The sequence below is a fragment of the Armatimonadota bacterium genome (assembly GCA_039679645.1).
Lineage (GTDB): Bacteria > Armatimonadota > UBA5829 > UBA5829 > UBA5829 > UBA5829.
In genome coordinates, this window is record JBDKUO010000016.1 from 1 (window position 1) to 25,652 (window position 25,652).

Annotated in this window: 23 protein-coding genes; 9 read left to right on the forward strand and 14 right to left on the reverse strand. The window is 50.7% G+C overall.

Annotated features, from left to right (window positions below; genetic code table 11):
* Positions 1–373 precede the first annotated feature (373 nt).
* The 3 genes from ABFD83_03455 (at position 374) to ABFD83_03465 (ending at position 3,603) form a co-directional block, all read left to right on the forward strand.
* A complete protein-coding gene (locus tag ABFD83_03455; GenBank protein MEN6356123.1) occupies positions 374–1,297 on the forward strand; it encodes a prepilin-type N-terminal cleavage/methylation domain-containing protein in 924 nt (307 codons plus the stop codon).
* A gap of 108 nt (positions 1,298–1,405) precedes the next feature.
* Entirely contained in the window at positions 1,406–2,179 is a 774-nt protein-coding gene (locus ABFD83_03460; protein MEN6356124.1) for a prepilin-type N-terminal cleavage/methylation domain-containing protein, read from the forward strand.
* Positions 2,180–2,262: 83 nt separating this feature from the next.
* Positions 2,263–3,603, forward strand: a complete 1,341-nt coding sequence (locus ABFD83_03465) for an FAD-dependent oxidoreductase (protein MEN6356125.1) — start codon at positions 2,263–2,265, stop codon at positions 3,601–3,603.
* A 1-nt stretch (position 3,604) separates the two neighbouring features.
* Here ABFD83_03465 and ABFD83_03470 read toward each other — a convergent pair whose 3' ends face one another.
* Positions 3,605–4,021, reverse strand: coding sequence for a hypothetical protein (locus ABFD83_03470; protein MEN6356126.1), 417 nt, complete (start codon positions 4,019–4,021; stop codon positions 3,605–3,607).
* A 103-nt stretch (positions 4,022–4,124) separates the two neighbouring features.
* On the opposite strand from ABFD83_03470, the gene ABFD83_03475 reads away from it, so the two are divergent.
* Positions 4,125–4,958 (forward strand): DNA methyltransferase, encoded by an 834-nt coding sequence (locus tag ABFD83_03475; GenBank protein MEN6356127.1) that lies wholly within the window; start codon positions 4,125–4,127, stop codon positions 4,956–4,958.
* Here ABFD83_03475 and sigH read toward each other — a convergent pair.
* Both sigH and ABFD83_03485 read right to left on the reverse strand, forming a co-directional pair.
* A complete protein-coding gene (gene sigH / locus ABFD83_03480) occupies positions 4,955–5,593 on the reverse strand; it encodes an RNA polymerase sporulation sigma factor SigH (GenBank protein MEN6356128.1) in 639 nt (212 codons plus the stop codon). The genes ABFD83_03475 and sigH overlap by 4 nt on opposite strands.
* Positions 5,594–5,961: 368 nt before the next feature.
* Positions 5,962–7,773: a cache domain-containing protein gene (locus ABFD83_03485; GenBank protein ID MEN6356129.1), complete on the reverse strand. Its 1,812-nt coding sequence runs from the start codon at positions 7,771–7,773 to the stop codon at positions 5,962–5,964.
* A 142-nt stretch (positions 7,774–7,915) separates the two neighbouring features.
* Between ABFD83_03485 and ABFD83_03490 the strand changes: the two genes are divergently transcribed.
* A complete protein-coding gene (locus ABFD83_03490) occupies positions 7,916–9,004 on the forward strand; it encodes an ATP-binding protein (GenBank protein ID MEN6356130.1) in 1,089 nt (362 codons plus the stop codon).
* Positions 9,005–9,073: 69 nt separating this feature from the next.
* A complete protein-coding gene (locus ABFD83_03495) occupies positions 9,074–10,447 on the forward strand; it encodes a sigma-54 dependent transcriptional regulator (protein ID MEN6356131.1) in 1,374 nt (457 codons plus the stop codon).
* Between the two features lie 3 nt (positions 10,448–10,450).
* On the opposite strand, the gene ABFD83_03500 is transcribed toward ABFD83_03495, so the two are convergent.
* The 8 genes from ABFD83_03500 to ABFD83_03535 are packed head-to-tail and all read right to left on the reverse strand — an operon-like array spanning position 10,451 to position 17,441.
* The gene (locus ABFD83_03500; protein ID MEN6356132.1) at positions 10,451–11,539 is read right to left on the reverse strand and encodes a chemotaxis response regulator protein-glutamate methylesterase; all 1,089 of its coding nucleotides are present in this window, start codon (positions 11,537–11,539) and stop codon (positions 10,451–10,453) included.
* A 34-nt stretch (positions 11,540–11,573) separates the two neighbouring features.
* Complete coding sequence (locus ABFD83_03505) at positions 11,574–12,068, reverse strand: chemotaxis protein CheD (GenBank protein ID MEN6356133.1); 495 nt, start codon at positions 12,066–12,068, stop codon at positions 11,574–11,576.
* Between the two features lies 1 nt (position 12,069).
* Positions 12,070–12,672: a chemotaxis protein CheC gene (locus ABFD83_03510; GenBank protein MEN6356134.1), complete on the reverse strand. Its 603-nt coding sequence runs from the start codon at positions 12,670–12,672 to the stop codon at positions 12,070–12,072.
* Positions 12,673–12,693: 21 nt separating this feature from the next.
* A complete protein-coding gene (fliM, locus tag ABFD83_03515) occupies positions 12,694–13,665 on the reverse strand; it encodes a flagellar motor switch protein FliM (protein MEN6356135.1) in 972 nt (323 codons plus the stop codon).
* Between the two features lie 30 nt (positions 13,666–13,695).
* Positions 13,696–14,172: a chemotaxis protein CheX gene (locus ABFD83_03520; GenBank protein ID MEN6356136.1), complete on the reverse strand. Its 477-nt coding sequence runs from the start codon at positions 14,170–14,172 to the stop codon at positions 13,696–13,698.
* Positions 14,173–14,218: 46 nt separating this feature from the next.
* Positions 14,219–14,587, reverse strand: coding sequence for a response regulator (locus tag ABFD83_03525; protein MEN6356137.1), 369 nt, complete (start codon positions 14,585–14,587; stop codon positions 14,219–14,221).
* 11 nt (positions 14,588–14,598) lie between these two features.
* On the reverse strand, positions 14,599–15,405 hold the full coding sequence (locus ABFD83_03530) for a protein-glutamate O-methyltransferase CheR (GenBank protein ID MEN6356138.1): 807 nt from the start codon (positions 15,403–15,405) through the stop codon (positions 14,599–14,601).
* A 17-nt stretch (positions 15,406–15,422) separates the two neighbouring features.
* Positions 15,423–17,441 carry a chemotaxis protein CheA gene (locus ABFD83_03535; GenBank protein ID MEN6356139.1) on the reverse strand — a complete coding sequence of 673 codons (2,019 nt, stop codon included), beginning with the start codon at positions 17,439–17,441 and terminating at the stop codon, positions 15,423–15,425.
* A 199-nt stretch (positions 17,442–17,640) separates the two neighbouring features.
* On the opposite strand from ABFD83_03535, the gene rpoN reads away from it, so the two are divergent.
* A complete protein-coding gene (gene rpoN / locus ABFD83_03540; protein ID MEN6356140.1) occupies positions 17,641–19,056 on the forward strand; it encodes an RNA polymerase factor sigma-54 in 1,416 nt (471 codons plus the stop codon).
* Between the two features lie 178 nt (positions 19,057–19,234).
* Here the strand turns inward: rpoN and ABFD83_03545 are convergent, their stop codons facing one another.
* The 3 genes from ABFD83_03545 to ABFD83_03555 all read right to left on the reverse strand — a co-directional run bounded on the left by ABFD83_03545 (position 19,235) and on the right by ABFD83_03555 (position 21,659).
* The gene (locus ABFD83_03545) at positions 19,235–19,843 is read right to left on the reverse strand and encodes an outer membrane beta-barrel protein (GenBank protein MEN6356141.1); all 609 of its coding nucleotides are present in this window, start codon (positions 19,841–19,843) and stop codon (positions 19,235–19,237) included.
* Between the two features lie 344 nt (positions 19,844–20,187).
* On the reverse strand, positions 20,188–21,036 hold the full coding sequence (locus ABFD83_03550; GenBank protein MEN6356142.1) for a PEP-CTERM sorting domain-containing protein: 849 nt from the start codon (positions 21,034–21,036) through the stop codon (positions 20,188–20,190).
* A gap of 35 nt (positions 21,037–21,071) precedes the next feature.
* Positions 21,072–21,659 (reverse strand): hypothetical protein, encoded by a 588-nt coding sequence (locus tag ABFD83_03555; GenBank protein MEN6356143.1) that lies wholly within the window; start codon positions 21,657–21,659, stop codon positions 21,072–21,074.
* A 251-nt stretch (positions 21,660–21,910) separates the two neighbouring features.
* On the opposite strand from ABFD83_03555, the gene ABFD83_03560 reads away from it, so the two are divergent.
* Together ABFD83_03560 and trpE are read left to right on the forward strand one after the other, a co-directional pair.
* The gene (locus ABFD83_03560; protein MEN6356144.1) at positions 21,911–23,608 is read left to right on the forward strand and encodes a hypothetical protein; all 1,698 of its coding nucleotides are present in this window, start codon (positions 21,911–21,913) and stop codon (positions 23,606–23,608) included.
* 502 nt (positions 23,609–24,110) lie between these two features.
* Positions 24,111–25,649 carry an anthranilate synthase component I gene (trpE, locus tag ABFD83_03565; GenBank protein ID MEN6356145.1) on the forward strand — a complete coding sequence of 513 codons (1,539 nt, stop codon included), beginning with the start codon at positions 24,111–24,113 and terminating at the stop codon, positions 25,647–25,649.
* Positions 25,650–25,652 lie beyond the last annotated feature (3 nt).

Sequence of the window (25,652 nt, forward strand, 5' to 3'; positions counted from 1 at the left end):
CAGCAACCAGTTCTTCGTAAGTCGGTTTCTCCATGCACACTACTTAGGCAGCGCCTGCCGAAGTACCTGCACACTTGTAGTGAATACACAAACTTTTTTCAGATTCTCACGAAGAGTGAGCTGTTACGTCTTTTTCACTCATTTCTGGAACATTAGCAGCCGTTTTGAGGTCTACTAATCGGGTGAAAAAGCGCGTTGACACGGCGCCAAGGCGTATGCTAGGATATTGACGAGCTTTTGAGGAATTCCGGTCCTCAGTCTTCAAAGTAGTACAGGGAAAGGATGGTGTTAGAGGTAGGCAAACGTTGATCAAGCACTTCTGAATTGTATTTTATTGATTATGACTACCCAAAATGTTATGAGGAGAAAAACTATGAAAGGTCGCAAAGGCTTTACGCTAATCGAGCTTCTGGTAGTTATTGCGATTATTGCCATTTTGGCCGCGATTCTATTCCCGGTCTTTGCCAAAGCCAGGAGAACCGCGCAGGCAAGTAACTGCGAGTCTAACATGAAGCAGATCGGCAATGGTCTCAAAATGTATCTCTCCGACTGGGAAGATACATACCCAACCAATAGGCTAACAAATGTATCAAGTTTCCCAATGTCAACTGAAGTGCCATTGTCTATAAACACCACCAGCGGCATATATGGAGACGTAGGCACGCCGAAGATTAACTCATCTACAGGAAAGCCGTACAGGTTCGTCGGTCCCAGCGCCGGTAGCAGTGTAGTGCCAAACCCCAATGGCCGAGGTCCAAACTGGATCGAAGCGCTCTACAACTACATTGAGACAGTTACCAAACTTTCTGACCCCACAAGTATTTGGAAGTGCCAATCGGCTGCTCCGGTAGGCAGAAAAAATGCATCTTTCAACTGTGTCAGCTATGCGTTTAATGCAAACATGCTTGAGGTTGGAGAGGGAGCCGTTAAAAACGCGGGCAATTTGATGATGGTCCGCGAACTGGATGGTTACCAGTACGCAACAATTAGACCGACTAACATCTCCAGGGATGGAGTCACGAATCCCCCAGGAGGTTCTAGCAACGGCGAGAATGCTCAACCAAACTTTCCGTTCCTGTCAAGCCCAGACGGATACACCTATACAAATCCGGCGCCCAACTACAAGCTGCATGGTGTCGGGTCTCATATACTGTTTGCAGACGGACATGTAAAGCTGATTCCTTTAGGTGTTTTTACAAAGGATCCAGATTGTTATCGCTGCAGCGGCACAAACACTGATGATGACGGTGTATGGTTTGAAAGCGAAGACAAGAGAATTGCCATTACGCCTGACTAGATCGGATGCATCGGCATGAGGAGGTGATGCCGGCAATTGTGCGCATCTGCTTCATATATACGTTTTTAAGCAACGCAAGGCAAAATAATCATATGGGAGGTAGTTTCAATGCCTGCACGAAAGAAAGGCTTTACACTTATTGAGCTTTTGGTCGTTATTGCGATTATCGCAATCCTGGCGGCCATCCTTTTCCCGGTCTTCGCTCGCGCAAGAGAGCAAGCCCGCAAGTCTAACTGTCAGAACAACCTGAAGAGCTGCGCTGTCGCGCTCCAGCTCTACTGGGGTGACTACGATGGAACGCTGCCGTCGTCAGCTATAACAGGCCAGACAACTTACGATAATACAAAAAGCACGACGTTTGTATCAAAGGTCGGCTACTTGCCTCCGAAAGATAACGCTGTCAATGAAACATGGACGGAAGTGCTTTACGGACACATGAAAAACAAAGACGTAATGTTCTGTCCGTCTGATTCAATAACAGCAAACGACGCAGCATATAACGAGACTGCATCCAGCGCTTCCTGTAGCCAAGTTTCTTACTGGTATAAGACTGCCATGGATTACGGATGGTATAACAATGGTGCGAAAAAAGAAGGCAGTTTCACATACAATTCCGACCAGATATGCTTCTATGAACACAAAGCCTGGCACTTTGGCGGCAATGTGCTGACAAATGGTGTTCAGATCAATGTAGCCTATATGGACTCGCATGTGAAGACTATTTCGCTGAAAGACAGCGCTCTGGAGACCATCACAACAGAGTGGACACCAACAACTAGTGGAGAACCCAACTATTATAACTACAACTTCAATGAAAGTAAGGCTGTAACAGCTGACTGCACCAACGGCTCAGATCCGTCGAAATGTGGCGATAAGCTGTAATCAACTATTTGGCCAATCTTGGCTGAATGCCTTTAAGGCGGACCCCGCAATGGGTCCGCCTTTCTTCTTATTAGGATACCATAATGGATAATAAACACTACGATGTCATAGTGGCCGGGGGCGGAGTGGCCGGATGCGCCGCGGCGACCGCGGCGGCAGAAGCAGGATGCAAGACGCTCTTGATAGAGCAGATCGGATATCTTGGAGGCTGCGCAACGGCTGCACTGGTTAACCCATTCATGCGCTATTGGGCGTCAGACGGCGAAATCTTAGTGGGCGGTCTGTTCCAGAGAATCATAAGCATGCTGGGCAACGCAGGCGGGCTGCTGGCCAACTCCTTCGATATGGAGACAATGGCGTTTACGCTGCAAGAGATGGTGATTGGTTCGGGTTGCGCGCTAAGGCTTCATACGTTTTGCAAAGATATCCACTACACTGATAACGGCATCGCCTTGAAGACCGTGTCAAAGTCCGGAGAGGAAACTTTTCACTGCAAGAGGCTGATTGACTGCACTGGAGATGGTGATCTGGCGGTGTCTCTGGGAGCGGCATTTGAATCAGGTGACGAAAACTCACTGCCGCAGGCGGTAACGCTGATGTTTGACGTAGGCGGGGTAGATATCGTAAAGACTCTCACATACGTAAGAGACCACCCCGACCAGATGCGTTTTCCAAAGTTTGATCCCGATGTCAATATCACCGAACTCGCCGACCAGGTATACTCCGTGGCCGGATACTATGACCTTATCAGCAGAGCCAGAAGCGCAGGCGAATACAACGCGCCGGGAGACCTTATCTTCTTCAACGCCAGGCCGCGAAAGGGCGAAGTAACATTCAATACCACTCATGTCGGTAACGTCAATGGGACCAATGCGGATGACCTTACGCGCTCCGAAATTGAGAGCAGGCGGCAGATGATGTCGATCGTCGCTTTCGTAAAAAAACACGTGCCCGGCTTTGAAAACTCATACCTGCTAAGAAGCGCAGCAAATATCGGCGTTCGGGAGACCCGCAGGATCGTCGGCGAATACAAGTTCAGCGCCTCTGACGTAATAGGCGCACGCAAATTTGATGACGCAATATGCCGGCTTTCATATCAGATTGATGTACACTCGGGTAAGGGTGAAGGCTATACCAAAGAAGAAGCGGCTGTCGCCGAACAGGGTCCGCCGCATGGTGACTGGTACGAGATCCCCTATCGGTGCCTCGTGCCCAAAGGCATCAAGAGAGTGTTGATAGCGGGTAAATGCGTGTCGAGCACGCAGGAAGGCCATGGGGCGATCAGGATCATGCCCGCATGTGTCGCTATGGGAGAAGCAGCAGGTGTTGCGGCAAGTATCTCACTGGAAAATGGGATCAGTTTGAAGGATGTAGACCCCACACTGCTGAAAACCACCTTAAGGCGGCGAGGAGCCATACTCTAAACTACGCGGCAAGTGGAAGCTCGGTATCCTGTGTGCCGCGCGCCATCCATCGCGATGTGAGATACTCTTCGTCATCGCCGAACGTGTCGGCAAGGTCATCGACGGATGAGTAAACCCTGACGCTTGGCCCAAAGCTGCCTTTGCGCAGTATTGATCCAAGAGCGCCCGAAGCGACTATGTGAATGTTTGTTGTGGGACCGAGTGAGCGAAGGACATTTATAAGCCCGGTGGCGGCTTCGATGCCGGATGGAGCAAGACCGGCCAGGTCGAGCACAAGCGACGTAGAGCCCTGCTCTTGAAATCCGGTCAGGACCCCATAGAGCGCTTGATCATGCCGCGGACTGAGTTGACCGGTGAGCGAGACCTTGACTATTCCTAATAACTCTCCCACCGTGATCGACAGTTCCTGATTCGCCATATCCTTGCGCTCCTTTATAGGTTGACAGTTGAATTTTGGTTGGCTGCTTTGCCAAGCAAAGCTCACTACACTATGATTATTGGCGCAAGCGAGCACTGCCTTTATGTCAAACTCAAAAAAACAAGACAATACGGTTGACCCAAGAAACTCGTTGAACCACCTGTCCAATACACAGTGGATGGTGGAAACCAAAAGCGTGTGGTTCAGTAAGCCGCCCAGGCGTGATAAACTCAAGTCTCAGCATCCGGCTACGTTCGCTGAGTCCGACATCATCAGGCTGATTGAGTTTTTCACAAAACCCGAAGAAAACGTGCTGGACCCGTTTCTCGGGAGCGGATCAACACTTGTGGCCTGCGCGCAGTGCGACCGTAGAGGCACGGGGATCGAACTGATCTCTCAATGGGCTGATGTCGCGAGGCAGCGAATTGCTGATGAGCGCAGCCGATATCCGCAGACTGTCCTTGAAGGCGACGCCAGGCTGGTCATGCCGAACATCGATGATGAATCCATCGACTTCACGGTCACCAGCCCCCCATATTGGATGATCCTGCGTAAGGACCGGGACCACAAGGTCAAAGCCGAGAGAAAAGCCAAAGGTCTGCAGACGCGCTACAGCGATGAAGCAGATGATCTGGGCAATATCGAAACATATGAGGACTTCCTGGGCGAACTCGGAAAGACATTTGCGCAGTGCAGGCGGACGCTCAAAAAAAAGCGCTATATGTGCGTAGTGGTATCCGATTTCAGGCACAAGTCCAAGTTTGTCGCCTATCATACCGATATAATCCGCACGATGGAATCGGTGGGCTTTACACTCGAAGGAATCACGATACTGGCTCAGGACAGCAAGAACCTCTACCCATATGGAATCCCTTACGCGTTTGTATCCAACATTCACCACCAGTACATACTGGTCTTCCGAAAGAACAGAAGCTAATGCATGAATGCGGAATTGCAGGATACTTTGCGCTTTATTCTGCCCAAAGCATTATCCACAGACTTGGTATTGCAGGCCAGGTCAATGGCTATCTCATGATAAGTCTTGCCCAGATTGTATCTCTTAAGCACTTCCCACTCAAAGCCGGACAATAATCTTTGCAGCGTCTCACGCAGGACCTTCATGCTCTCTCTGCGAAGCAGCAGATCCTCCGGGTCCAGGTCAATTTCGGAAACCAACACTTCTTCGAGATTGAAATCCACATCACTCTCATCTACGCTATAATCAAGCGATATGGCATTGTTCAGAGGCGATTGCTTGCGGCGGGTTGCGGTCTTGATTGCGGTAATTACGTGGCGTTCGATGCAGATTCTGGCAAATGAGAGGAATGATATATCTTTGTCCGGCACATAGTCCATAATGGACTGCCACAGGCCTATCATTCCGATCTGGAGCAGGTCATCTTTCTCAGCGCCCATCAGAAAATATGAGCGAATCTTGGTTCGGACCAGGCTGCGATATTTGTAAAGCAAAAACTCAGAGGCGCATATGTCCCCCTGCTGTGCCAGCCCAACTATCATGTTGTCCGGCAGCCTGTCATATCGGGGACCTGCTATGTGCTTATGTATCCTCATCCATTTCTCCGAGGCAAACAAAGTTTAGCTTATAGCATAAAACTATAGCACAGCTATACTTATAAAGCAATGTCCAAGATTACGATTTGTAGTTGCATTATACTGCAGAGTTTTTATTGTGGCAACGGCATTTTTGCGAGGTATTACACTTATTGTGTAGAAATTGGCGGCATAACATCACGCAATCATAAAACAACGCGCATAGCTGATGTCAAATCGGATTTTGGCAGCTCCGAAACCTTAGGGTAAGGATTCGGAGATCCTTACCCATCAGAAAACGCCTGAAAAGCAGATTACCCGACTCTTACTCGAAATGACAGTGTGCGAGCTTTTTAGAAAATATAAAGTATAAAATACTCAATACTAAATCAGAGGGCTCTTGCCAGTTCCTCGAACTTCAGGTCCGCGCCGATGACGCCTATGGGCTCACCATCGTCATCAAGAATCGCTGATGATACCGTTATACACAGCGCACCGGTGATCCTGGACTTGTAGAAGTCGGTAATATATACTTCACCCGGACCGGCATTAAGCGCGCCTATGAACCAATCCCTGCCGGCAAAGTTTTCTTCCAAGCCGAACTTGCCGAATTGCTCGCGATAGATCGGTTGGGTGACGTTCTCCGTGATCTTGTTGCCCTCTATATCGATCACATAAATGAACTGGATAAACTGCAGTTGCTCCAGAGACTTCTGCAAAACAGGCACGATCTTCGCCGGGTTCATGGTGTGAATTCGCGGATCCTCAACCAGCCTGAGCATAATCTGCTCGGAGATGTCCAGGGCATGATCGCGCAGCCTGTCGAAATCGCTCTTGAAGTATTCATGCAGGTGCATTCTCGCCTGCATCAGCATTTCGTCGTCGGAGATCGAGGTCACTCGCCCGTCTGCATACTGCTCCTTGACCCACTCTTGAATTGCAAGCAGACCGGGATGCCGCTTATCGAGAGCCATCTCGGGCTTAAGACCCAGATATGAATTGACCCAGTGGGCAATTCCAGCCACGCCGGATTTGTCTGTGATATTGACTCGCGCGGGTCGGCTCAGGATTTTTTCCGTATCGAAGATATTGTATATCTCCTCGTTTTTCAGCATGCCGTCGGCGTGAATTCCGGCGCTGGTGACGTTGAAATTCATACCGACGAACGGATAGCCTGCCGGAACATCAACATCTATTTCATTCTTGAAATATTCCGCTATCTCTGTGATGACGCGCGTGTCAACGCCGTTCGCGTCGCCCTTGAGAGATATATAGTCCATAATCGCGCCCTCGAGAGGCGGGTTGCCTGTGCGCTCGCCGAAGCCGAGCAGCGCACAGTTAGCCGCAGAGCAACCGTAGAGCCAGGCTGTGGTCGCGTTGATGAGCACCTTGTGAAAATCGTTGTGACCGTGCCACTCAAGCCATTCACTCGGCACACCGCACTCATGGATCATCGTGTGGATTATCTTTGGAATGGAGCGCGGCAATGTAGCCTCGGCATAAGGCAGGCCGTAGCCCATTGTGTCGCACAGCCTGATCTTAACGACCTTGCCGGACTGCTCGGCTATCTCCATCAGCTTTTGCACGAACGGAATTATAAAGCCCGGAAAGTCCGCGCGAGTGATGTCCTCAAGGTGGCATCTCACCGCGTCCAAGCCCGATTCCAAAGCCGACGTGACCAGATCGAGATAGTGATCCAGTATCTGGGCGCGTGTCTTCTTGAACTTCAGAAAAATATGATAATCGGAAGCCGATGTCAGGATGCCGGTCTCACGCAGCCCCATGCTTTTGACAAGGGCAAAATCCTCTTTGGTGGCACGAATCCAGCCTGTCACTACAGGATACTTGTGCCCGAGTTCAAGACATTTAGCCACGGCTTCCTTGTCCTTGTCACTGTAGAGGAAAAACTCAGTGGCGCGTATGACACCGTTCGGCCCGCCAAGCCTGCTGAGCATATCATAAATCTTGACAATATGCTCCACTTTATAGGGCGGGCGCGCCTGCTGGCCGTCGCGAAACGTCGTGTCCGTAATATAGAAATCCTGGGCAGGCTCCATCGGCACGCTTCTGCCGTCAAATACTATGCGCGGCACATCAACATACGGAAACATCTCCCTGAGCAGATTAGGCTCGGGGACATCATAAACATCCCGCTTGGTTACCAGATGCAGCAAGCCGTATTTCGGATCTTTGGATAGCATGACGCTCGCTCCTTTCCAGCTTCCATAACTTGATGAAAGCCGATTTTGCCATGGACGCTTGCATATAGTATAGCAGAAACTCTGCTTTACACAAAACATAACCGGCGATATAATACCTTTGCAGACTGTGGAGGCTGTCGAATTGGCCGCGCTTTGCAACGTCACATCACCCGAACGCGGGGTAATTCTTCTAAATAAAGACCACAAAATCACTTATGCGAACCAGCGGGCATCCGAGGTGTTTGGCATCGCCATGGCTGATCTGATAGGTGCCGCACTACCGTCGATGATTGCCGGCCAGCCCAAAAGCGAGATTGATGTGGTCGAGGAAGTGCTGGACTCGCTGTGCGGCGGGACGGCTCTGGTGCATCGCTATTCATCGCCCATATTCGACTCGGATGGACATGTCGGCGGGCGAGTGGAGATTTACAGCGACATAACAGCCAGACGTGAGCTCGAAAAAGAAATACTCGACCGCAATCAGGAACTTGCCGAACTCAACAGACTGCTCGAAGAAGCACAGGAACAATTGATTCACTCGGAGCGGCTGAGGACTCTCGGCGAGATGGCCGCCGGTATTGCGCACGACATAAACAATGTGCTGGGCATTATCCTTGGAAACGCTCAGCTTGCAAAAAGAAAAATCACAGATAATCCCGCGGCAGCCAAATGCATCGACGCGATTGAACTTGCCGCAAGAGATGCCGCGGAGACCGTTCGCAGGCTCAAAGAGATCGGCAAGCCGCCGGATACGACCGGATATCAGGTAATCGACATCAGCGAAATTGTCAAAGACCTGATACAAAGCGCTGTGCCGGCATGGCTTGACTCAGGCTCCAATGCTGATTCGGAAATCACGGTCGAGACCAGGCTTGCAGACGATTGCCGTGTGCTGGGAAACGCGACGGAACTCAGAGAAGCCTTGGCTAATCTGATCCTCAACGCCGCTCAGGCCATTGAGTGCAGCGGCAAAATCGAAATCATTACTTCACGCAAAGACAACCATGTGGATCTGAGCGTGGTAGATAACGGAGTTGGCATGTCCGAAGAGACAAAGCAGCGCATTTTCGACCCATTCTATACTACGCGCGGCGCGCAGGGCACCGGACTGGGAATGAGTATGGTCGATGCCATAGCGATCAGGCATCAGGGCAAGGTGTTGGTCGAATCGGAAGAAGGAAAAGGCACGCGGGTAACGCTGCGTTTGAGTTCTTTATCCCCCTCCGGGTAAGATACCTTGAGGGATGTAAATCCAGCCCGATCAAGAATTGGTGTTGGGTATTATATCAGGTGATAGTTATTGGATAGTAAATCAATACTTATAATAGACGATGAGGCCGGGCTGCGGGATGTGATGTCGCAGCTCTTTGAAGATGCCGGTTACGACACTGCCGCTGCCGCCGATGGCGCGGCAGGACTCGCTGCAGCCAAAGCGGGCGACTTCGACCTGGTGATACTCGATATGAGCCTTCCCAAGATGAGTGGGCTGGAAGTCCTCAGCGGAATAAAAGAAGAAAAGCCGGACATGCCGGTAATCATGGTGACCGCTTACGGAAGCACACAAACCGCTATCGAAGCAATGAGGCTCGGAGCTTACGATTATATAACCAAACCGTTTGATCTCGACGAACTGCAGATAGTTGCTGAGCGTGCTCTTGACCAAAAACGTGTGATTGACGAAAACCGCTTCCTCCGGGGCGAGCTTAAAAAGAAATACGGGTTCGACAATATCATCGGGACAAACCCGGATGTCCAGCGGGCATATGTCATGGCCGCGAAGGTCGCGCCGACCAATGCCACGGTGCTTATCACCGGCGAAACAGGCACAGGCAAGGAATATCTGGCCAGGACAATCCACTATCAGAGCGGACGCGCATCAGGGCCGTTTGTTAAGGTCAACTGCGCAGCGCTGTCGGAAAGCTTGCTTGAAAGCGAGCTCTTTGGTCACGAAAAGGGAGCCTTTACCCATGCCGTGACGCGGCATATCGGGCGTTTTGAAATCGCAAATAAGGGGACTGTCTTTCTTGACGAGATAGGCGAAGTCTCGCTCTCGGTCCAGACAAAACTGCTCAGAGTCCTGCAAGAAAAGCAGTTCGAGCGGGTCGGCGGAAGTGAGACGCTGACTGTAGATGTCCGCGTGATCGCCGCCACGAACCGTGACCTTGCGCAGGCTATAAAGGATAAAGAGTTTCGTGAGGACCTCTACTACAGGCTCAACGTAATCACGCTGAACCTGCCGCCCGTACGTCAGCGCGGCGACGACATTGAGCTTTTTGCCCACCATTTCCTGAAAATATACGCCGACGAGACCACAAAGAATGTGACCGGCTTTAGTGATGAAGCCCTCGAAGAACTAAGAAACCATAACTGGCCGGGAAATGTTCGCGAGCTGGAGAACGCCGTCGAACGAGCGGTGATCCTCTGCAACAGCCGAATGATCAGGCCTGAGCACCTTATGCTCAACCATAATAACCACCCCACCCCCTCGGTCTCATCCGAATCGGTCGTAGATGGCATATCGCCCATGGCTCCACTGCGGGACCTTGAGAAAATTCACATCGAACGAGTGCTCAAGGCGAAGGGCTGGAATCAGTCCTCTGCAGCTCAATTGCTCGGGATCGACCGAAAGACTCTCAGGAATAAGATCAAAGAGTTTCGTTTAGAAAAAGAATGAGGGTCATACGGTTGCAAGCTTTCTCGTCTGAGACTGAGCGACTTTCCAGACTGTAGCGGAAATTGCCTCAGCCATCTCCTGCAGCGGCACTACCACATCAACCACACCCATTTCAGCCGCCACTCTGGGCATTCCGTAAACTACACAGCTTGACTCATGCTCTGCAAGGGTGACTCCCCCAGCCTCTTTTATTAGCTTCATGCCATTGGCCCCATCACGACCCATGCCCGTAAGGACAACGCCGATCAGCCTGTTACGAAATACCGGCACAGCCGAGGCCATAGTGACATCCGCAGACGGCCTGACGCCCCATAGAGGAGGATCGCTGGTAATGTGAACATTGCCGCGTTTGTCAAAAACAGTGTGAAAACCCGACTTTGCAAACATGACATCGCCCGGTTTAAGTGTGTCCCCCTCCGCACTCTCACGCACATTGAGGTTCGTTTGGGTATCGAGATCGCGGGCAAATGGGCCGGTGAAACCCGGAGGCAGATGCTGCACAATTACATATGCCACCCCGTCGGAATCAGTAAGGTCCGGGATCAGAGTGCGAAGAGCGCGCGGCCCGCCGGTTGAAGACGCTATCATCACAATAGGAAAGTTAGTGATCGCAGGCCGCAGGCTCTGAGGTGGCGGATGCGAAGGCGCATGCGCCACAGGACTAAGATGAGAGACTTCCACATCCGCCGCAGCCATAACCTTGGCTATCAGGTCATCGGCAAGCGCTGACATGCCAAGGCCAAGACTGCTGTTGGGCTTGGCCATGACGTCTACTGCGCCGTATCGCAGAGCCTGCATGCTCTCGGCAGCGCCCTGTGTGGTCAGAGAACTGAGCATCAGGACCGGAGTCGGACACTCCTGCATTATGCGGCAGAGGGTTTCGATCCCGTTGAGTTTAGGCATCTCGACATCGAGGACCACTACGTCGGGCTTTAGCTCTTTGATCTTTTTCAGAGCGTCAAGCCCGTTTACGGCGAAACCCGCCACATCGAGGTACGGGCTGGCACTGAGTATATCAGACGTGATCTTGCGCGCAAATACGGAATCGTCTACGACCAGCACTCTCTTTTTTGTGGAGGATAGCGTATCCATATATGTCGCCGCCTTTCAAATTACGGCAGGCTGCCTATGAGAGCAGATCGGCCAGGACCTTCATATCGCGACCGTTCTGCTTGACAGTCACCAAGCCTGTAGCTGCGTCCATTGTCAAGGTCCTTCCCTGATTGCCGCCAATATCTTCGGCAATCAGCTTGAGCTTTGCCTTGGACAGCATCCGCTTCACGGTCTCAGCATTTCGCCTGCCGACATCGAGCTTGCTTTCGGAGCCATCAAACTTGAAAAGTTGAGCGCCTCCGGCAATTGCAACACGCATCCTGTATTGCAAGGCTCCTCTGGCCAGCATCTCTTTGATCACATAAGGAACGGCAGTGTCGGCATATTTGCCGACTTCAGTTGAACCGGCTTTGGCTTCAGGTAAAACAATATGCGCCATGCAACCTACCTTTATGTGCGGGTCGAAAACGCATAACCCTATACATGAACCAAGCCCAAGGGCTTTGAGTTCGGATAGATCCGGGCGAGTGAATACGACCTCACCCATTCTGGCAATGCCTCCGTCCAAATCAGGCCGCCTCCTCAATAGAAGTTGTGACTATCTCAGGTATGTAAAGGAAAAATCCGCGCAGTGAACGCTTTGCACCGGCAAATTTAGTTACAACACTTATGGTGTCTTCCTCAAAACAACCGGTGTTGAGCAGGACGCTGTCTACTACCGCCGCAGACATATCTATTGCAAGGCTGGGCGGACTCGGCAACAGCGGACATCGGTAGAAATCAGAAAATGTATTCAGATAGGAAGAAGTCACAATATTTCCTACCTCTTTAAGCACGGACTGCTCCATCTCATCGACGTGCTTCGTATGACCAAGGCTGTTGCCGGTAATCATATCGACAAGCAGCAGCGCGCTTTCATATGGAAAAACCAGCAGAGCATGACCGGGCATCTTGCCGGTAACGCCTATATACACTCCCACCATAAGATCCTCGGGATTGCCTCCGATCTCGGAGAGCCGTGATGTGGGCGCTATACCCGCCGAGATTACCTCCAGCCTGATCGCGCTGGCCGACATGGTCTTCAGCGATTCGCCTGCCTTCTTGACTCCGGTCTTCGCCACAGTCAAAAAATTGCTCAGGGCATCGTCATTCTTATTGTTAATGGGTACCATTGTCAGTCCTCCAAAATATGCTTACCGGGATTCCGCAACTTGTGCAATTTTCAGAGCCAGGTTTTTCCCCGACAAACCCAGCGGCCCCAGAAACGCAGGCACATTCTCTATCCAAAGCTCAGCCAGTCCGTCCTCTTTGACAGGCAGCGTGATCACATCCCCTATATCAAGCTCTGAAACCTCCTCTACGGAGAGAGATGTCCTGCCCAGAACTGCCCGGCATTCAACGGCTACTTCTTCAAACGACTTCATCAGCGCGGGGTTCGTTTGATCTTTACCTCGACCCGGAGTGTGCAGACTCCTGCCGGCAGTCAGAGCCGGAAGGATCGGTTCGATAGCGGATGCCGGAAGACATATGCTCATCATACTTACGTTCTCGCCTATGCTGACTTCATATCCGCAGACCAGCACCGCCTCCGACGGAAGAAGGACCTGCCGCGTACCTGACTCGGTCGTCATGTTTATCACAGTAGCCTGGAGACCGACACACCAGGACCATGCTTCCACATATTGCCTCAGTGCAAGGTCAATCACCGGCTTGATTATTGCTTTGTCCAGTTCAGATATCGACGGCTGATTAGATGCGCCTGATGCAGAGCCTCCGGCCAGCAGGTCCACGCATATTGAAACAAAGTGCGGATTGAACTCAAATATTGCGTTCGATGTCAGCGGCTGCAAATCGGCCTCGACAAAAAGAGTGCCGTCCGAAACCGACGAGCAATACTCGCGATAAGTCAACTGATCTAGTGCCAGCAGGTCAGCGCGCGTATATACTCTGAGCATGGACGAAAGAGATGAAGCAAATGCCGCTCCATGCTTGGTATGAATGGAATTGAGCGATCGCAAATGTTCTTTGGAGAACTTATCGGGCCGCGAAAAGTCATATACACGCACCTGCTTCTCGGGAGCCTTTGTCCCGATATCTTGCGCCCCTGTAGACTTAAAAGTCTCCATTAAAGCATTTATTTCATCCTGGTTAAGTACATCAGCCATCTTTACAGCTTCTTCCTGATAGTTTGCCTGTTATGCGGCAACCTGCACCGCGATCTCCGCTAATGCCACGTTCACTTCGATGGTCCCGTATTGAGTGCATACAGGCACAACCAGCGCCGGAGTCTTTGTGGACATCTCAACACTGGCACCTCGTATAACCGACGGCGGCGTGATATCGACATCATATCCGTTGCGCGACAACAGCGTTATCGCATTGCCTGTGATCATGTTGCCAAGCTCGCTAAGAGCGCTCAGTCCCATTCCTTCCAGACCTTGAACCGGACTGCCGACCATCATTGTCGCGATCTTCTCAGCCGTTTCAAGAGACATCCCATACAACGAAATGCCCTCCACATTGCCATTAACGCCCGCAACAATGCTCACTTGCTGTGTGGTGAATGTGTTGGTCCTCAGGGATATTTGCCCGCGCGTCGGTTTTTCGCCTGAAAGTGTTTCCAATACGCTGAACGCCGCACTTACAAAAGGTTCTATGAACTCGACTTTCATCAAAATAGTCTCCTGTGCTTTCGCTCTGCCGCCAGTCTATTGCACACTATGCAGCACCCAGCGCTTTGCTTACTCCTTCTACTACTCGTTCCGGCTGAAAAGGCTTTACAATATAGTCCTTGACTCCGGCCTTTATCGCGTCTATGACCAGATTTTGCTGCCCGAGAGCCGTGCACATCAGAACAACGGCACGCGGGTCCGTCTTGAGAATCTCCTTTGCCGCAGAGATTCCGTCCATGATCGGCATTGTGATGTCCATCAATACCGCATCGGGCTTCAATTCGCCGTAGCGTTGAACCGCTACCTGACCGTTGTCCGCTTCACCGGCAACTTCAAAGCCTGCCTGTTCAAGTATGCGCTTTACGGTTGCCCGCATGAACATCGCGTCGTCAACCACGAGAATGCGTTTAGGCATTTCGGCCTCCTCTAGTTACTGCATGGTTTCTTGTAAAAGAATGAAACCATATTTTCGAACCCAATTGTCTTGTAATCGGCGATACGCTCAGTGCCGCCGACAAACAGATATCCACCCGGCTTGAGTGAGGCAAAGAACCGCTCATATAGAGTCTTCTTGGTCTCATCAGTGAAGTAGATAACCACGTTCCTGCATAAGATCAGGTCGAAACCTGTCTGGAAACGTTCCTCAAGCATGTTGTGCTTGGAAAATTTAATCATATTTTTCAATGTGTCTTTTGCAACGTAGCCCTCGGGCTTATGATCGAAATATTTACTCAGCCTCTGATGTGATACACTGCGCATCTCAGCTTCCTGGAATACACCCCCGCGCGCTCTGGCGAGCATGCGATCATCGATGTCTGTTGCATGAATACGATGAAGCCCGCCTGTCCGCATCTCATCGAGCATGATAGCCAGTGAATAAGGCTCGGCCCCATATGAACAACCTGCCGACCAGATATATAAACTCCTGGTCTGTGAAAGCAGCTCGGGCAATATTTTTGTTCGAAGCACTTCAAACTGGTCCGGATTGCGGAAGAGCTCCGATACGTTAATCGTCACACGGTCCAGAAACTCATCCTGCAGCGCCTTGTTACTCTGCATGAGAGAGTAATACTGCGCAAAACTCTTTGCCCCACATCGTTCCATGTTCGACCTGAGACGCCGCTCCATCTGAGGCCGTTTATAAGCCTCGAGGTCGAGACTGTAAGCAGCCTTTACCTTGCGCTTAAATGACGCGAAATCAAGTTCTGCGAATTGATCCGAACCAATACTCATTAGGACTGCACTCCTGCTCACGCCGCCTGGCGGGGTCTCTTTCGTCTGTTTACCAGGGCGCCGATGGCGCCGATATCCACAATCAAGGCAACACGCCCGTCACCGAGAATAGTAGCCCCGGCAATACCGTCAATGTCGCCAAAAAATGCGCCGAGCGGTTTTATGACCACTTCCTGCTCACCAATCAGCCTGTCGACAATCAGACCGATCTTGAGTCCACCTGTGCGGACTACCACGAACGTTATGCATTCGTTATCCGACAGATGCCCGGTTTGATTATGGTCAAACAACCGGCCCAGCTTAACAAGGTGAAGCACTGACCCACGGAAATTGATAGCCGGATGGCCGTCGATATAATGGACTTCGTCCGCCTCGCAGCGGAAAGTCTCCTGAACGGCGCTCAATGGAATCACATATACCTTATCGCCAACGCCTGTAACCAACGATTGAATGATCGCCAGTGTCAAAGGCAAGTTGATCCTGAAAGTCGTGCCTTCGCCCACCTTGGTCAGAACTTCCACATTGCCGGACAGACCCTGAATGTTACTGCGAACCACGTCCATCCCAACTCCGCGCCCGGATATGTCGGTTATCTTCTCAGCCGTGCTCACACCCGAAGCAAATATGAGCTGCAAAGCCTCATCGTCGGACATGTGGGAGAGGGTTTCTTCGCCTACAGCGCCATTTTTGAGTGCCGCTGCTTTTACCTTCTCTATTGAGATTCCATGACCATCATCCTGAACCTCAATAATAATTCGATTTTCTTCCTGCTTTGCGGCCAAAACTATTCGCGCTCGCGCAGGTTTACCTGCTGCTGTCCGCTCAGCGGGGGTCTCGACGCCATGGTCCACTGCGTTTCTCAAGAGGTGGGTCAGAGGATCGACTATATCTTCAAGGATAGAACGATCAAGCTCAGTCTCCTGGCCTTCGAGTATAAAGTCAACATCCTTACCGGCTTTGTGCGAGAGGTCGCGAACCATACGCGGGAAGCGATTGAAAACCTGCTCTACAGGCAGCAGGCGAACTTTCATTATGTGCTCCTGCAGTTCGTTGACAACCCGGCCAATGTGCACCGATGTCTCACCCAACCCCTGCACGAGTTCTTCATTTTCATACTTGAATGCAAGCTGGGAACCGATCTGGTTCATTCGCGTGCGATCGATTACCAGTTCAGCCACCAGGTTCATAAGGGTATCCAGTCTATCGACACCGACGCGAACGGTCTGGATCGCCTTGGCCACACTTCCGGAACCCGAAGCTGCGGCGGGAGCCTTAGGCTTTTCTTGCTCAACCTGCTCGGACTGCTCCGCATCGCCCGCGTCATCACCGGGAATTGTGTAGTCAATAAGCTCCACCTCGGCTAGGCTCTTGATCGCCTCTATCGCGGATTCGGGACCATTGCTGGGCATAAATGTGATGACTATTTCCTGGCCCGCTTGAATGTCATCCAGATTGTCCTGGCTCGGGTCCGATGAAACGACCTCACCCTGCATCGAAAGCGAGTTAAAGATCATGAATGCTCTGACCGAAGGCATGAGGCACTCGGATACCACCTTCGCGCGGATCGCCATTGCGCCGGGAACATCCGTGCCAAGCTTTTTGCTCTCAGCGACGCCGACTTTTTTCGACACCGGCGCAGGCTCATCTTGTGATCCCTCGGTCAGGGACTTTATACGCACAAGCAAATCTTCGATATTTGCGTTCAGCGGCTCGCCATTGCTCACCTGCCCGGTCATAACCCGAAGATTGTCCGTGCCCTCCAGAAGCACGTCTATTATCTGGGGCGTCACGGCCAGCACTCCATTTCGAAGTGGGTCCAGCAGGTTCTCCATTGCATGAGTCATAAGAGCAAGCTCGGTCAGACCCATTGTTGCGGACGAACCCTTCAGAGTATGAGCAGCTCTGAATATCTCTTTTAAGATTTCTATATCGCCTGGATTCTTTTCGAGCTGAAGAAAACCATCGTCGAGCTTGAGTAACTGCTCCTCGGCTTCCTCAAGAAACAGACCCATCATATCAGACATATCAGAGCCCATAGACATCCTCTCCCCGAAAACAGCTAAGAGCGGAGAGTGGAGAGCTAAGAGCCCAGAACTGCCACCGCTCAGTTATTTGTCCCATAGTGTTATTTTGGGGACTATCCCAGCAATTCTTTAGGGCAAATAAAGTGCTCAAGTGTGCTCACAAAACTGCCGATAATCATGCCAACCGCCGCTAGAGCGGATACGGAAAGGTATGGTTGGCAGTATGCAAGGTGCAGCGCTTGCGCACAAACAAAGTCCGCGCACTATTCCCGTTCAAATTCAGGCTAATTCGATCTTAAATATGAGTCTGCTGGAACTACAGCAGTTTGTCGAAACAGAGGCTATGGAAAATCCGGCCCTGTGTATGGACGAAACTTCTCGATGCCCCGTCTGCGGGTTTGTGACCGTCTCTCCGACGTGCCCTGTCTGCAGCGCGTCACTTGCTGCAAGCAAGAGCAGCATCACCGATGACGGCAATGAGCGCAGCTATCTCGAAAAGGCATTTGCCGCGGGAAACGATGAGCTCTTCGACCCGTTCAGAACCGTCGCGCGGTCCATGGAGCTTGACGACTACCTGAAGCAGCAAGCTCGTATGACGATGGGTGGCCGAAAGCTCAGGATCGCCGAATACCTTATAGACTCGCTTGATGATGACGGATATTTTCGAGAATCGCTCTTTGAGACTGCCGAGGAGTTTGCCGCTGCGGTGCCGGAGATAGAGTCGGTGCTAAAGATCGTGCAGAGCTTTGACCCGGCTGGAATCGCAGCAAGAAATCTGCGCGAATCGCTGCTGATCCAGATCCGCCGTATTGTATCATCCGAACCAATCTCAACCACTGCCGAATTGATATTGGAAGACTGCTGGGAAGACTTCTCGAAGGTGCGCTTCAAATCAATTGCAAAAAAGCTTGAGATATCCCATCAGATAGTTATCGAGGCTTGCGAGTATATCCGCGACAACCTCACCCCCCGACCCGCTTCGGCTTATCATGCTCCGTTTGAAGAACTTGCGCCAAGAGAGTCGAGCGCGGTCGTGCCGGATGTCATTATTCAGAAAAACGGTGATTCGTTCACCGCGGATGTGGTGGACTGTTACGGCAGTTATCTCAAGATAGATGAGACCTACGAGGAGTGTTACCAGTCGATCAAGAGCGGCGAGAGCTATCTCGGCGAAGACGATTGCAGGCATATACGTGAGCACGTTGAGCGCGTGCGATGCATACTCGACGCGATAAAGCTTAGAAAAAAGACTCTGGCGCGGGTGGCCGCATACCTGGCCGAATATCAGCATGACTTTCTGGCCCACGGTCCATCGAAACTCAAGACTCTGCGTCAGAAAGACGTGGCGAAGGCTCTGGAAGTCCATGAGTCCACCATCTGCCGGGCGCTATCCGACAAATTCTGCAGGCTGCCCTCAGGCGAAGTGGTGTCATTTGAGATATTCTTCGACTCAGCGCTGCCTGTGCGAAACCTCATCAGCCAGATCATAGCTCTCTCTACCGAGCCGCTCTCGGACGGCGAGATAACTAAGAAGCTTGCCGATCATGGCGTAAGCATTGCTCGCAGGACTGTTGCCAAGTATCGCGACCAGCTCAGGGTGCTGCCTTATCAGTTGAGAGCGGCGTAGGGATTACGAGCTTTGAGACTTGCCCGTTCCCGAAACACAGACTCGTACATATATAAAATAAAGACCGCCTCAGATTAACTTTTGAGGCGGTCTCGTTCATAAAACATATTTGAGACAAGTTTCCGAAATGCCACGAGCAAGATATCATTTTGACTGCTGGGAAAGCCGAACGGATGCGCTAGAAACTACCACTCAACGAGAGAGACAGACCGCTCAGGTTGTAATCTTCCTCATCAACCTTTACGTCGTTAAGCATACGAGTATACTGTAACTCTAGGCTCAGTTTCTGCGAGAATTTCACTCCAGCCAGCAAGTTTACCCCAAAGAGCGTATCTGATACATCACCTTTTCCAAATACTGAGGAATTTGCCTCGAGCTTTGAGAAGAAAATCCCACCACCGCCGCCATAGTAAAATTTGGACATGCCTTGAGGTTTTGTTTTTATTGTGTATGTAAGCGGGATGATATGTCCGTCGGTATCAGTCTTATCTGTTACAATTGCTTCCCCAACTTCATATGTGTCAGTCCAGCTCTTACCTTCAGCTTTGATATACCCAAGACCGACATAGGACTCAGTCTTATCAGTTTCGGAAAGCTTGTAGCTTAAGTTAGCACTGAACCAGTTACTTCCCAGTCCGTCCTTGATATCGCTGTCGGAAGGTCTGTACATACCAAATGCCAGAGAAAGACCCTTCCCAACTTCCACGTTTTGGGCATATGCCGGCATAACGCTTAGGCACAAAGCCACTACCATCAGCAGAACACAATACTTTGCAAATCGTTTCAATTCCCTGTCCTCCTCCAATAATTTTTATTTTTCCCAGCATATAATCGGTATTTCGGAAACTTGAAATCTCAGACTGTCGGCATATCAGCCAACAACCTCACCAGTATTTTACATTCAAGCAACCAGGCTGTCAATAGTTATAGAACGGTTGCCGACTTCTTTAAGACATTCGTGTTAAACTCAAAACACTGCGGCTTTGCAATACACTGCGCCCTCACCCCAACCCTCTCCCCCAGGAGATGAAGTCAGTTGCTTGGCACCCATCACCTGACATCCATCACCCACAAAAAATGCCCGCCTCAGCATATACTGAAGCGGGCATAATACTAAACTGCAGACAGAGACTATGCTCTGCGACGCCTGATTCCAATAAACGACATCAGGCCGGCTGCCAAAGCGAATATAGAAGACGGTTCGGGAACGCTGTCCAGGTAAGCAGCATTCCGGAATTCGATAAAGTCTCCGTATCCATCCTCAAAATCATACCACATAAAATGTATTGGATCTTCGCCAGGCCAGTTCCATGCATACTCCAGCGTCTGGCTGGGACCTACCACAACCGGGTTGATCGGCGGAACCACAGGATTGGGTGGAGTCGTAAGAGCAGCAATTTCTGAAATGGTCATGCGACTGGTGGTTGTGCCGGTGAGGCGATCGACCTGAAGCGGGCTTGTTGTCCTGTTTGCAATAACGTCGACCAGCATGCCGTTGTTGTCCTTATACCAGTCCTGCCAGTTATCCGGCAGGTCTCTTACGTCCTGACCGTTGAAGGTCCACCACCACTGGACATTGTTGAACTTGATGCCGCCATAGTTTGTAAAACCGAACATCATGCCGTTATTGACATTGATCCATTGCTCCGGGAAGGTCCAATAAAGATGAATCCAGCCATCTTCTTCCCAGGTGGTAAATGTAGTCTGTGTGGGCGTACCGGAACAGTAATAGCCGTTGGTGCTAAAATCCATAAGCTTGGTGGCTGCCCAATAGTAGGACCCATTCGCATTGAAATGCTGAGAATCGGCCTTGATCTTGATATGGAAATCATTGGCCAAAAATGATGTGCCGCGATTTGTTATCCTGGCAAGGCTTATGCTCTGCTGGAGTGTTACGGGCTGAAGCGTCTGCCCGCAGGCAACTATCGCGAATGACATGAGAACCAAAGCTACAACAAAAATACCAAATAATCTGCGCATTACAAACTCTCCCTTCGGTGTTGTGTGATGTCAGCCTATGATCCGGCTGATCGTTTTTTGAAGGCTGCAAATGTGACCAGCCCGCTCAATAAAATTGCGATGCATGACGGCTCAGGGACTGCAATCATACTCAGAGTTGAGGACTTGATGTAACCGACATACTGGTCCTGAGCATTATACAAGTTCAGGTAGCTGCCGGGTTTATAGCTGCACTCCAGAAATATATCGAAGAAGCTGTCCGGGGCAAAACTGTAGTGTATGGGGTCATTGGTGTGCATGACCCCGCCGGGAGTGTATATCTCAAGAAACACATCAAAGAAGCTGTCGGGGGCCATAATTGCGGGCCACTGCCCAGTCGATATGGGACTGGTCCTGAGAACAACCGCAGTTTCAGACTGTGCGAGGTTCATCTGAGTCATCTGCATGGTGTAACCACCGCCCAGATTGGACTGGAAGTCGATGGTTGCAGTGCCGGATGGATTACTGCTGCAAGGCATCTCCGCGAAGATATCGAAAAAACTGCTCACGTCATAAAGCACTTCACCGGGTGGAGCGGCATTCGCAGCCGCCACACAAAACAACAACATTAGAAGAATCAATAACACAACACAAACATACCTCATCAATCTTTCCTCCTGTATGTGGCAATCTTACCGAGTCTGGTGTTCGGTTCTCACCCTATGTTTGTTTTTGTTATGAACTCATGCATATTTATCATGACGAATAGAATATGTCAATGGGGTGTTTATACAACGGAGCGTAAGGCCGCTGAAAACAGGTAATATTACTGGTTTTGAGAATCTGAAAAGATCAGAAGGAAGCAACCAATTAACCCGATAACATAAATAGAAGTTGAAAAACAGGGAGGCTAACGTTGCATAAATCATTTTTAAGACTCGTCATGGGCTTGGCAGCTTTAGTTGTTATGTGTCCGGCCTATGCCGCTGACATACGAATGGAAAAACTTGGGTATGCGCCGGTTGTGCTGCTCACTATGGAAAGCGATCTCAAGCTATGGACGTCAGAACGCCTGGCAGAGATGAACCAGTTGAAGGGCACTGTCGATTTCGACTCATGCAAAATTTCTCCCCATGGACGTCATTTGGCCGCCGTTGAACTCAAAGATAACGGCAAATGCTGTGTATGGCTGGACGGGAAAGAATCCCCTATCTACGACCAGGTGCGCGGGCTGGTAAGAGGAGCGTATAGAGACCAAGATTTCGAGTTCAGCCCGGACGGCAACCGCTTAGCATATACCGCAAGAAAAGGCAGCAAGTGGGTAATGGTTGTCGACGGCAAGGAAAGCGCGGAGTTTGACGGCGTCAGAGAGCCTTATTTTTCAGCCGACAGCAAGCATATATGCTACGTCGGTTTCAGGGGCAAGGACGCCATTCTGGTTCTGGACGGTAAGGAATGCGGCAAGTATCCCGGAATATGTATGAACTTCCCCTCGTTTACTGCCAAAACACCGCAGAGGCAGATAGATACGATGTATTGCCCGGGCATATTCGGTCCTAATGGCCGTTTTGCATATTCTGCAGTGAAAGCGCGAGGCAAGGACGGTACCGACAAAATCGTAGCAGTCATCGACGGCAAGGAAACCTCGGCATACGATGGCATTGGCGGCATTGAGTTCAGCCCTGACGGCAAGCACGTTGCATTTGTTGCCAGGAAAGCTGAGCGCAAGTTCGTGGTGCTCGACGGCAAACCGGAAGCAAAATACGGCGATATTGACGGCTTGCTCACATTCAGCCCAGACAGCAAGCGCCTGGCTTATGTCGCTACAAATTATGACGCTAACGGAGACGGCCAATCATTTGTAGTGTTGGATGGAAAGCCGGGACAAAAGTTTCATGACATATCCGGCATCAGTGTCTCTTTCAGCCCGGACAGCAAACACTTATCGTACTTTGCTTCACCCGATAGTGAAAAATATTGCATGGTGGTTGACGGCAAAGCAGGCAAGACTTACGACGAGGTCGGCGAGATGGGACGAGAGCCATGCCAGATATATGGTCCGGACGGCAGGCTCTATTACAGTGCAACTAAAGGAGATAAGCACTATATGGTAATAGACGGTGTGCAGTCTCCTGTATATGATGACATGGTCCAGCCCTACCCTGTGCTGAGCAGAGACGGCAAACACTATGCATTCACTGCAATGAAAAATGACCGGTGGTTTGTTGTGCACGACGGCGTAGAAGGTGCCCATTATGGAACTATCTATGATGCTTCGCTGGCTATTACAGGTGATAACAAGCTGGTCTATAAAGCTGCCAAGCCCGACTCATGCCAATATATAACAGTCATTGACGGCAAGGAGCATCCGGAAATCGAAAATCCGGCATTTAGCCCGGACGGGACAAGAATGGCTTACATAATGGAGAATGATAATAATTTCATTAACAAGGAATCTGTAATGCTCGACGGGCGAAAAATAGGAGAGTTTGAGAGCGTTTTTGGTTTTAACTTCGACCCTAACAACAATCTTACATTCCTTGCGGTTCATGAAGAGAACAAGGGAGACATGATAGAAAAATGTCTGTATAGAGTGGAGGTTGCTTCCAAGTAGTAGACTGAAATACGCTGCGGGAATTGACGCTGGATTAAGTTCCAAAGGCTAGCTGACAATGTCATTCCCGCAGCATATAGAGACGGTTGTGATCATCAGGAGTCACATCACCGTTCGTGTCATAGTCGATGAAGCCCAGCCCCTATCCCCTAACCCCCAGACCCCGAATTTTTGCCTGTTTTCAAATTTCGGTATTGACAAGGGGCCTATATGGCCGGTATACTGTATATGTTATGAATACAGAATCCTATTTGATCATATATGGAGGCAGTTCTAATTGGGCTTGGCGCCACTACAACTATAGTGGAGCCGCCGCATTGATGCACGTCAAGTAGAGACACAATAATAGACAGTTTATAGTCGCGGGCCGCTCCACAGGAGTGTCCGCGACTTTTGGTGTGTGCGCAAGCACGCTGGCAGGTGCAAAAGCCGAGGATTAGCAGTATATCCTCGGTTTTTTTGCGTTTTAGGCATAATCGACAAATGAAGGAGCGCAAGTTTAATGAGCGCATATTATCCGGACAAAAAGGAATTCATCAAACGAGCCGGTAACGGCAATATGACGCCGGTCTACAAAGAGATATTAGCGGACATGGAAACCCCGGTGTCAGCATTTCGGAAGATAGTTTCGGGACAAGGGTGTCCCGAAACAACTCGGGAGGGCGAAGCTCCCGCTGAGCCATGCAACGATTACTCTTTCCTGCTGGAGAGTGTAGAGGGCGGGGAGAGAATGGCAAGGTTCTCCTTTCTGGGAAGCGGCACTAACCTGGTCATCAAGAGCAGTGGGCGAGATGTAGAGATTACTCGTGACGGCAAACTCGAACGCATCAGCTTAGTACCCGGCAGAGATGTCCTGCACATCCTGAAGGATGAGATGAACAAACTACGATATGTGCCGGACCCTGATTTGCCGAGGTTTTGCGGAGGAGCGGTCGGGTTCATCGGTTACGATATGGTCAGGTTCTTTGAGGATCTGCCTGACACGACGGTCGACGATCTCAAAATGCCTGACTGCACGCTGATCTTCACCGACACACTGCTCATATTCGATCATGTGCGCCACAAAATACGCGTCGTCTGCAACGCTCAAATAGATGGTGACCCCGAATCGTCCTATGATCGCGCGGTCGCCAAGATCGAGAAACTGATCGAGCGTATGAAATCCCCTGTGAAAACAAGTGTCGTAAAGCGCAATACAAACCCACCGACAATTACATCCAACTTTACCAAAACCGAGTTTGAAAACGCAGTCACCAGATGCAAGGAATACATTGCGGCGGGAGACGTGATACAGGTCGTGCTCTCCCAGCGCTTCCAGACAAAAGTAACTGCAGACCCATTCGATGTATACCGCGCTCTGCGCAGCCTGAACCCCTCCCCTTACATGTATTATCTCGCATATGGCGATACGAAGCTGATTGGCTCATCACCTGAGATTCTGGTCACCGAGGAACTCGGCAATGTGACTGTCCGCCCGATAGCCGGAACCCGGCCCAGAGGCGCAACCGAAGAACAGGACCTCACGCTGGAGGCAGAGCTTTTGAAAGATGAGAAAGAGCGGGCGGAGCATATCATGCTTGTCGACCTGGGTCGCAACGATATAGGCCGTGTCTGCAGATACGGCAGTGTGAACGTAGACGAGCTGATGGTGATCGAGAAATACTCGCATGTGATGCACATGGTCTCAAATGTGCGCGGCAGGCTAAACCTTGATAAGGACGAGTTCGACCTGCTACGGGCATGCTTCCCGGCTGGGACTGTCTCGGGCGCTCCCAAAGTTAGAGCAATGGAGATCATAGACGAGTTGGAACCTACAAGACGCGGCTCATATGCCGGAGCTATAGGCTATTTCAGCTACTCCGGCAACATGGATGCCTGCATAACTATTCGCACTATTCTTATCCAAGGCAATACAGCATATGTCCAAGCCGGTGCAGGAATTGTGGCAGATTCCGAACCGGCCAAGGAATATGAGGAGACTCAAAACAAAGCTAAAGCCTTGATCAAAGCACTGAGCGCTGCAGAGGAAGGACTGGAATAAGAC

Coding starts and splice junctions, on each gene's coding strand:
- ABFD83_03455 (MEN6356123.1), top strand. CDS start 374: ATGAAAGGTCGCAAAGGCTTTACGCTAATCGAGCTTCTGGTAGTTATT.
- ABFD83_03460 (MEN6356124.1), top strand. CDS start 1,406: ATGCCTGCACGAAAGAAAGGCTTTACACTTATTGAGCTTTTGGTCGTT.
- ABFD83_03465 (MEN6356125.1), top strand. CDS start 2,263: ATGGATAATAAACACTACGATGTCATAGTGGCCGGGGGCGGAGTGGCC.
- ABFD83_03470 (MEN6356126.1), bottom strand. CDS start 4,021: ATGGCGAATCAGGAACTGTCGATCACGGTGGGAGAGTTATTAGGAATA.
- ABFD83_03475 (MEN6356127.1), top strand. CDS start 4,125: ATGTCAAACTCAAAAAAACAAGACAATACGGTTGACCCAAGAAACTCG.
- sigH (MEN6356128.1), bottom strand. CDS start 5,593: ATGAGGATACATAAGCACATAGCAGGTCCCCGATATGACAGGCTGCCG.
- ABFD83_03485 (MEN6356129.1), bottom strand. CDS start 7,773: ATGCTATCCAAAGATCCGAAATACGGCTTGCTGCATCTGGTAACCAAG.
- ABFD83_03500 (MEN6356132.1), bottom strand. CDS start 11,539: ATGGATACGCTATCCTCCACAAAAAAGAGAGTGCTGGTCGTAGACGAT.
- ABFD83_03510 (MEN6356134.1), bottom strand. CDS start 12,672: ATGGTACCCATTAACAATAAGAATGACGATGCCCTGAGCAATTTTTTG.
- fliM (MEN6356135.1), bottom strand. CDS start 13,665: ATGGCTGATGTACTTAACCAGGATGAAATAAATGCTTTAATGGAGACT.
- ABFD83_03520 (MEN6356136.1), bottom strand. CDS start 14,172: ATGAAAGTCGAGTTCATAGAACCTTTTGTAAGTGCGGCGTTCAGCGTA.
- ABFD83_03525 (MEN6356137.1), bottom strand. CDS start 14,587: ATGCCTAAACGCATTCTCGTGGTTGACGACGCGATGTTCATGCGGGCA.
- ABFD83_03530 (MEN6356138.1), bottom strand. CDS start 15,405: ATGAGTATTGGTTCGGATCAATTCGCAGAACTTGATTTCGCGTCATTT.
- ABFD83_03535 (MEN6356139.1), bottom strand. CDS start 17,441: ATGGGCTCTGATATGTCTGATATGATGGGTCTGTTTCTTGAGGAAGCC.
- rpoN (MEN6356140.1), top strand. CDS start 17,641: ATGGTTGGCAGTATGCAAGGTGCAGCGCTTGCGCACAAACAAAGTCCG.
- ABFD83_03550 (MEN6356142.1), bottom strand. CDS start 21,036: ATGCGCAGATTATTTGGTATTTTTGTTGTAGCTTTGGTTCTCATGTCA.
- ABFD83_03555 (MEN6356143.1), bottom strand. CDS start 21,659: ATGAGGTATGTTTGTGTTGTGTTATTGATTCTTCTAATGTTGTTGTTT.
- trpE (MEN6356145.1), top strand. CDS start 24,111: ATGAGCGCATATTATCCGGACAAAAAGGAATTCATCAAACGAGCCGGT.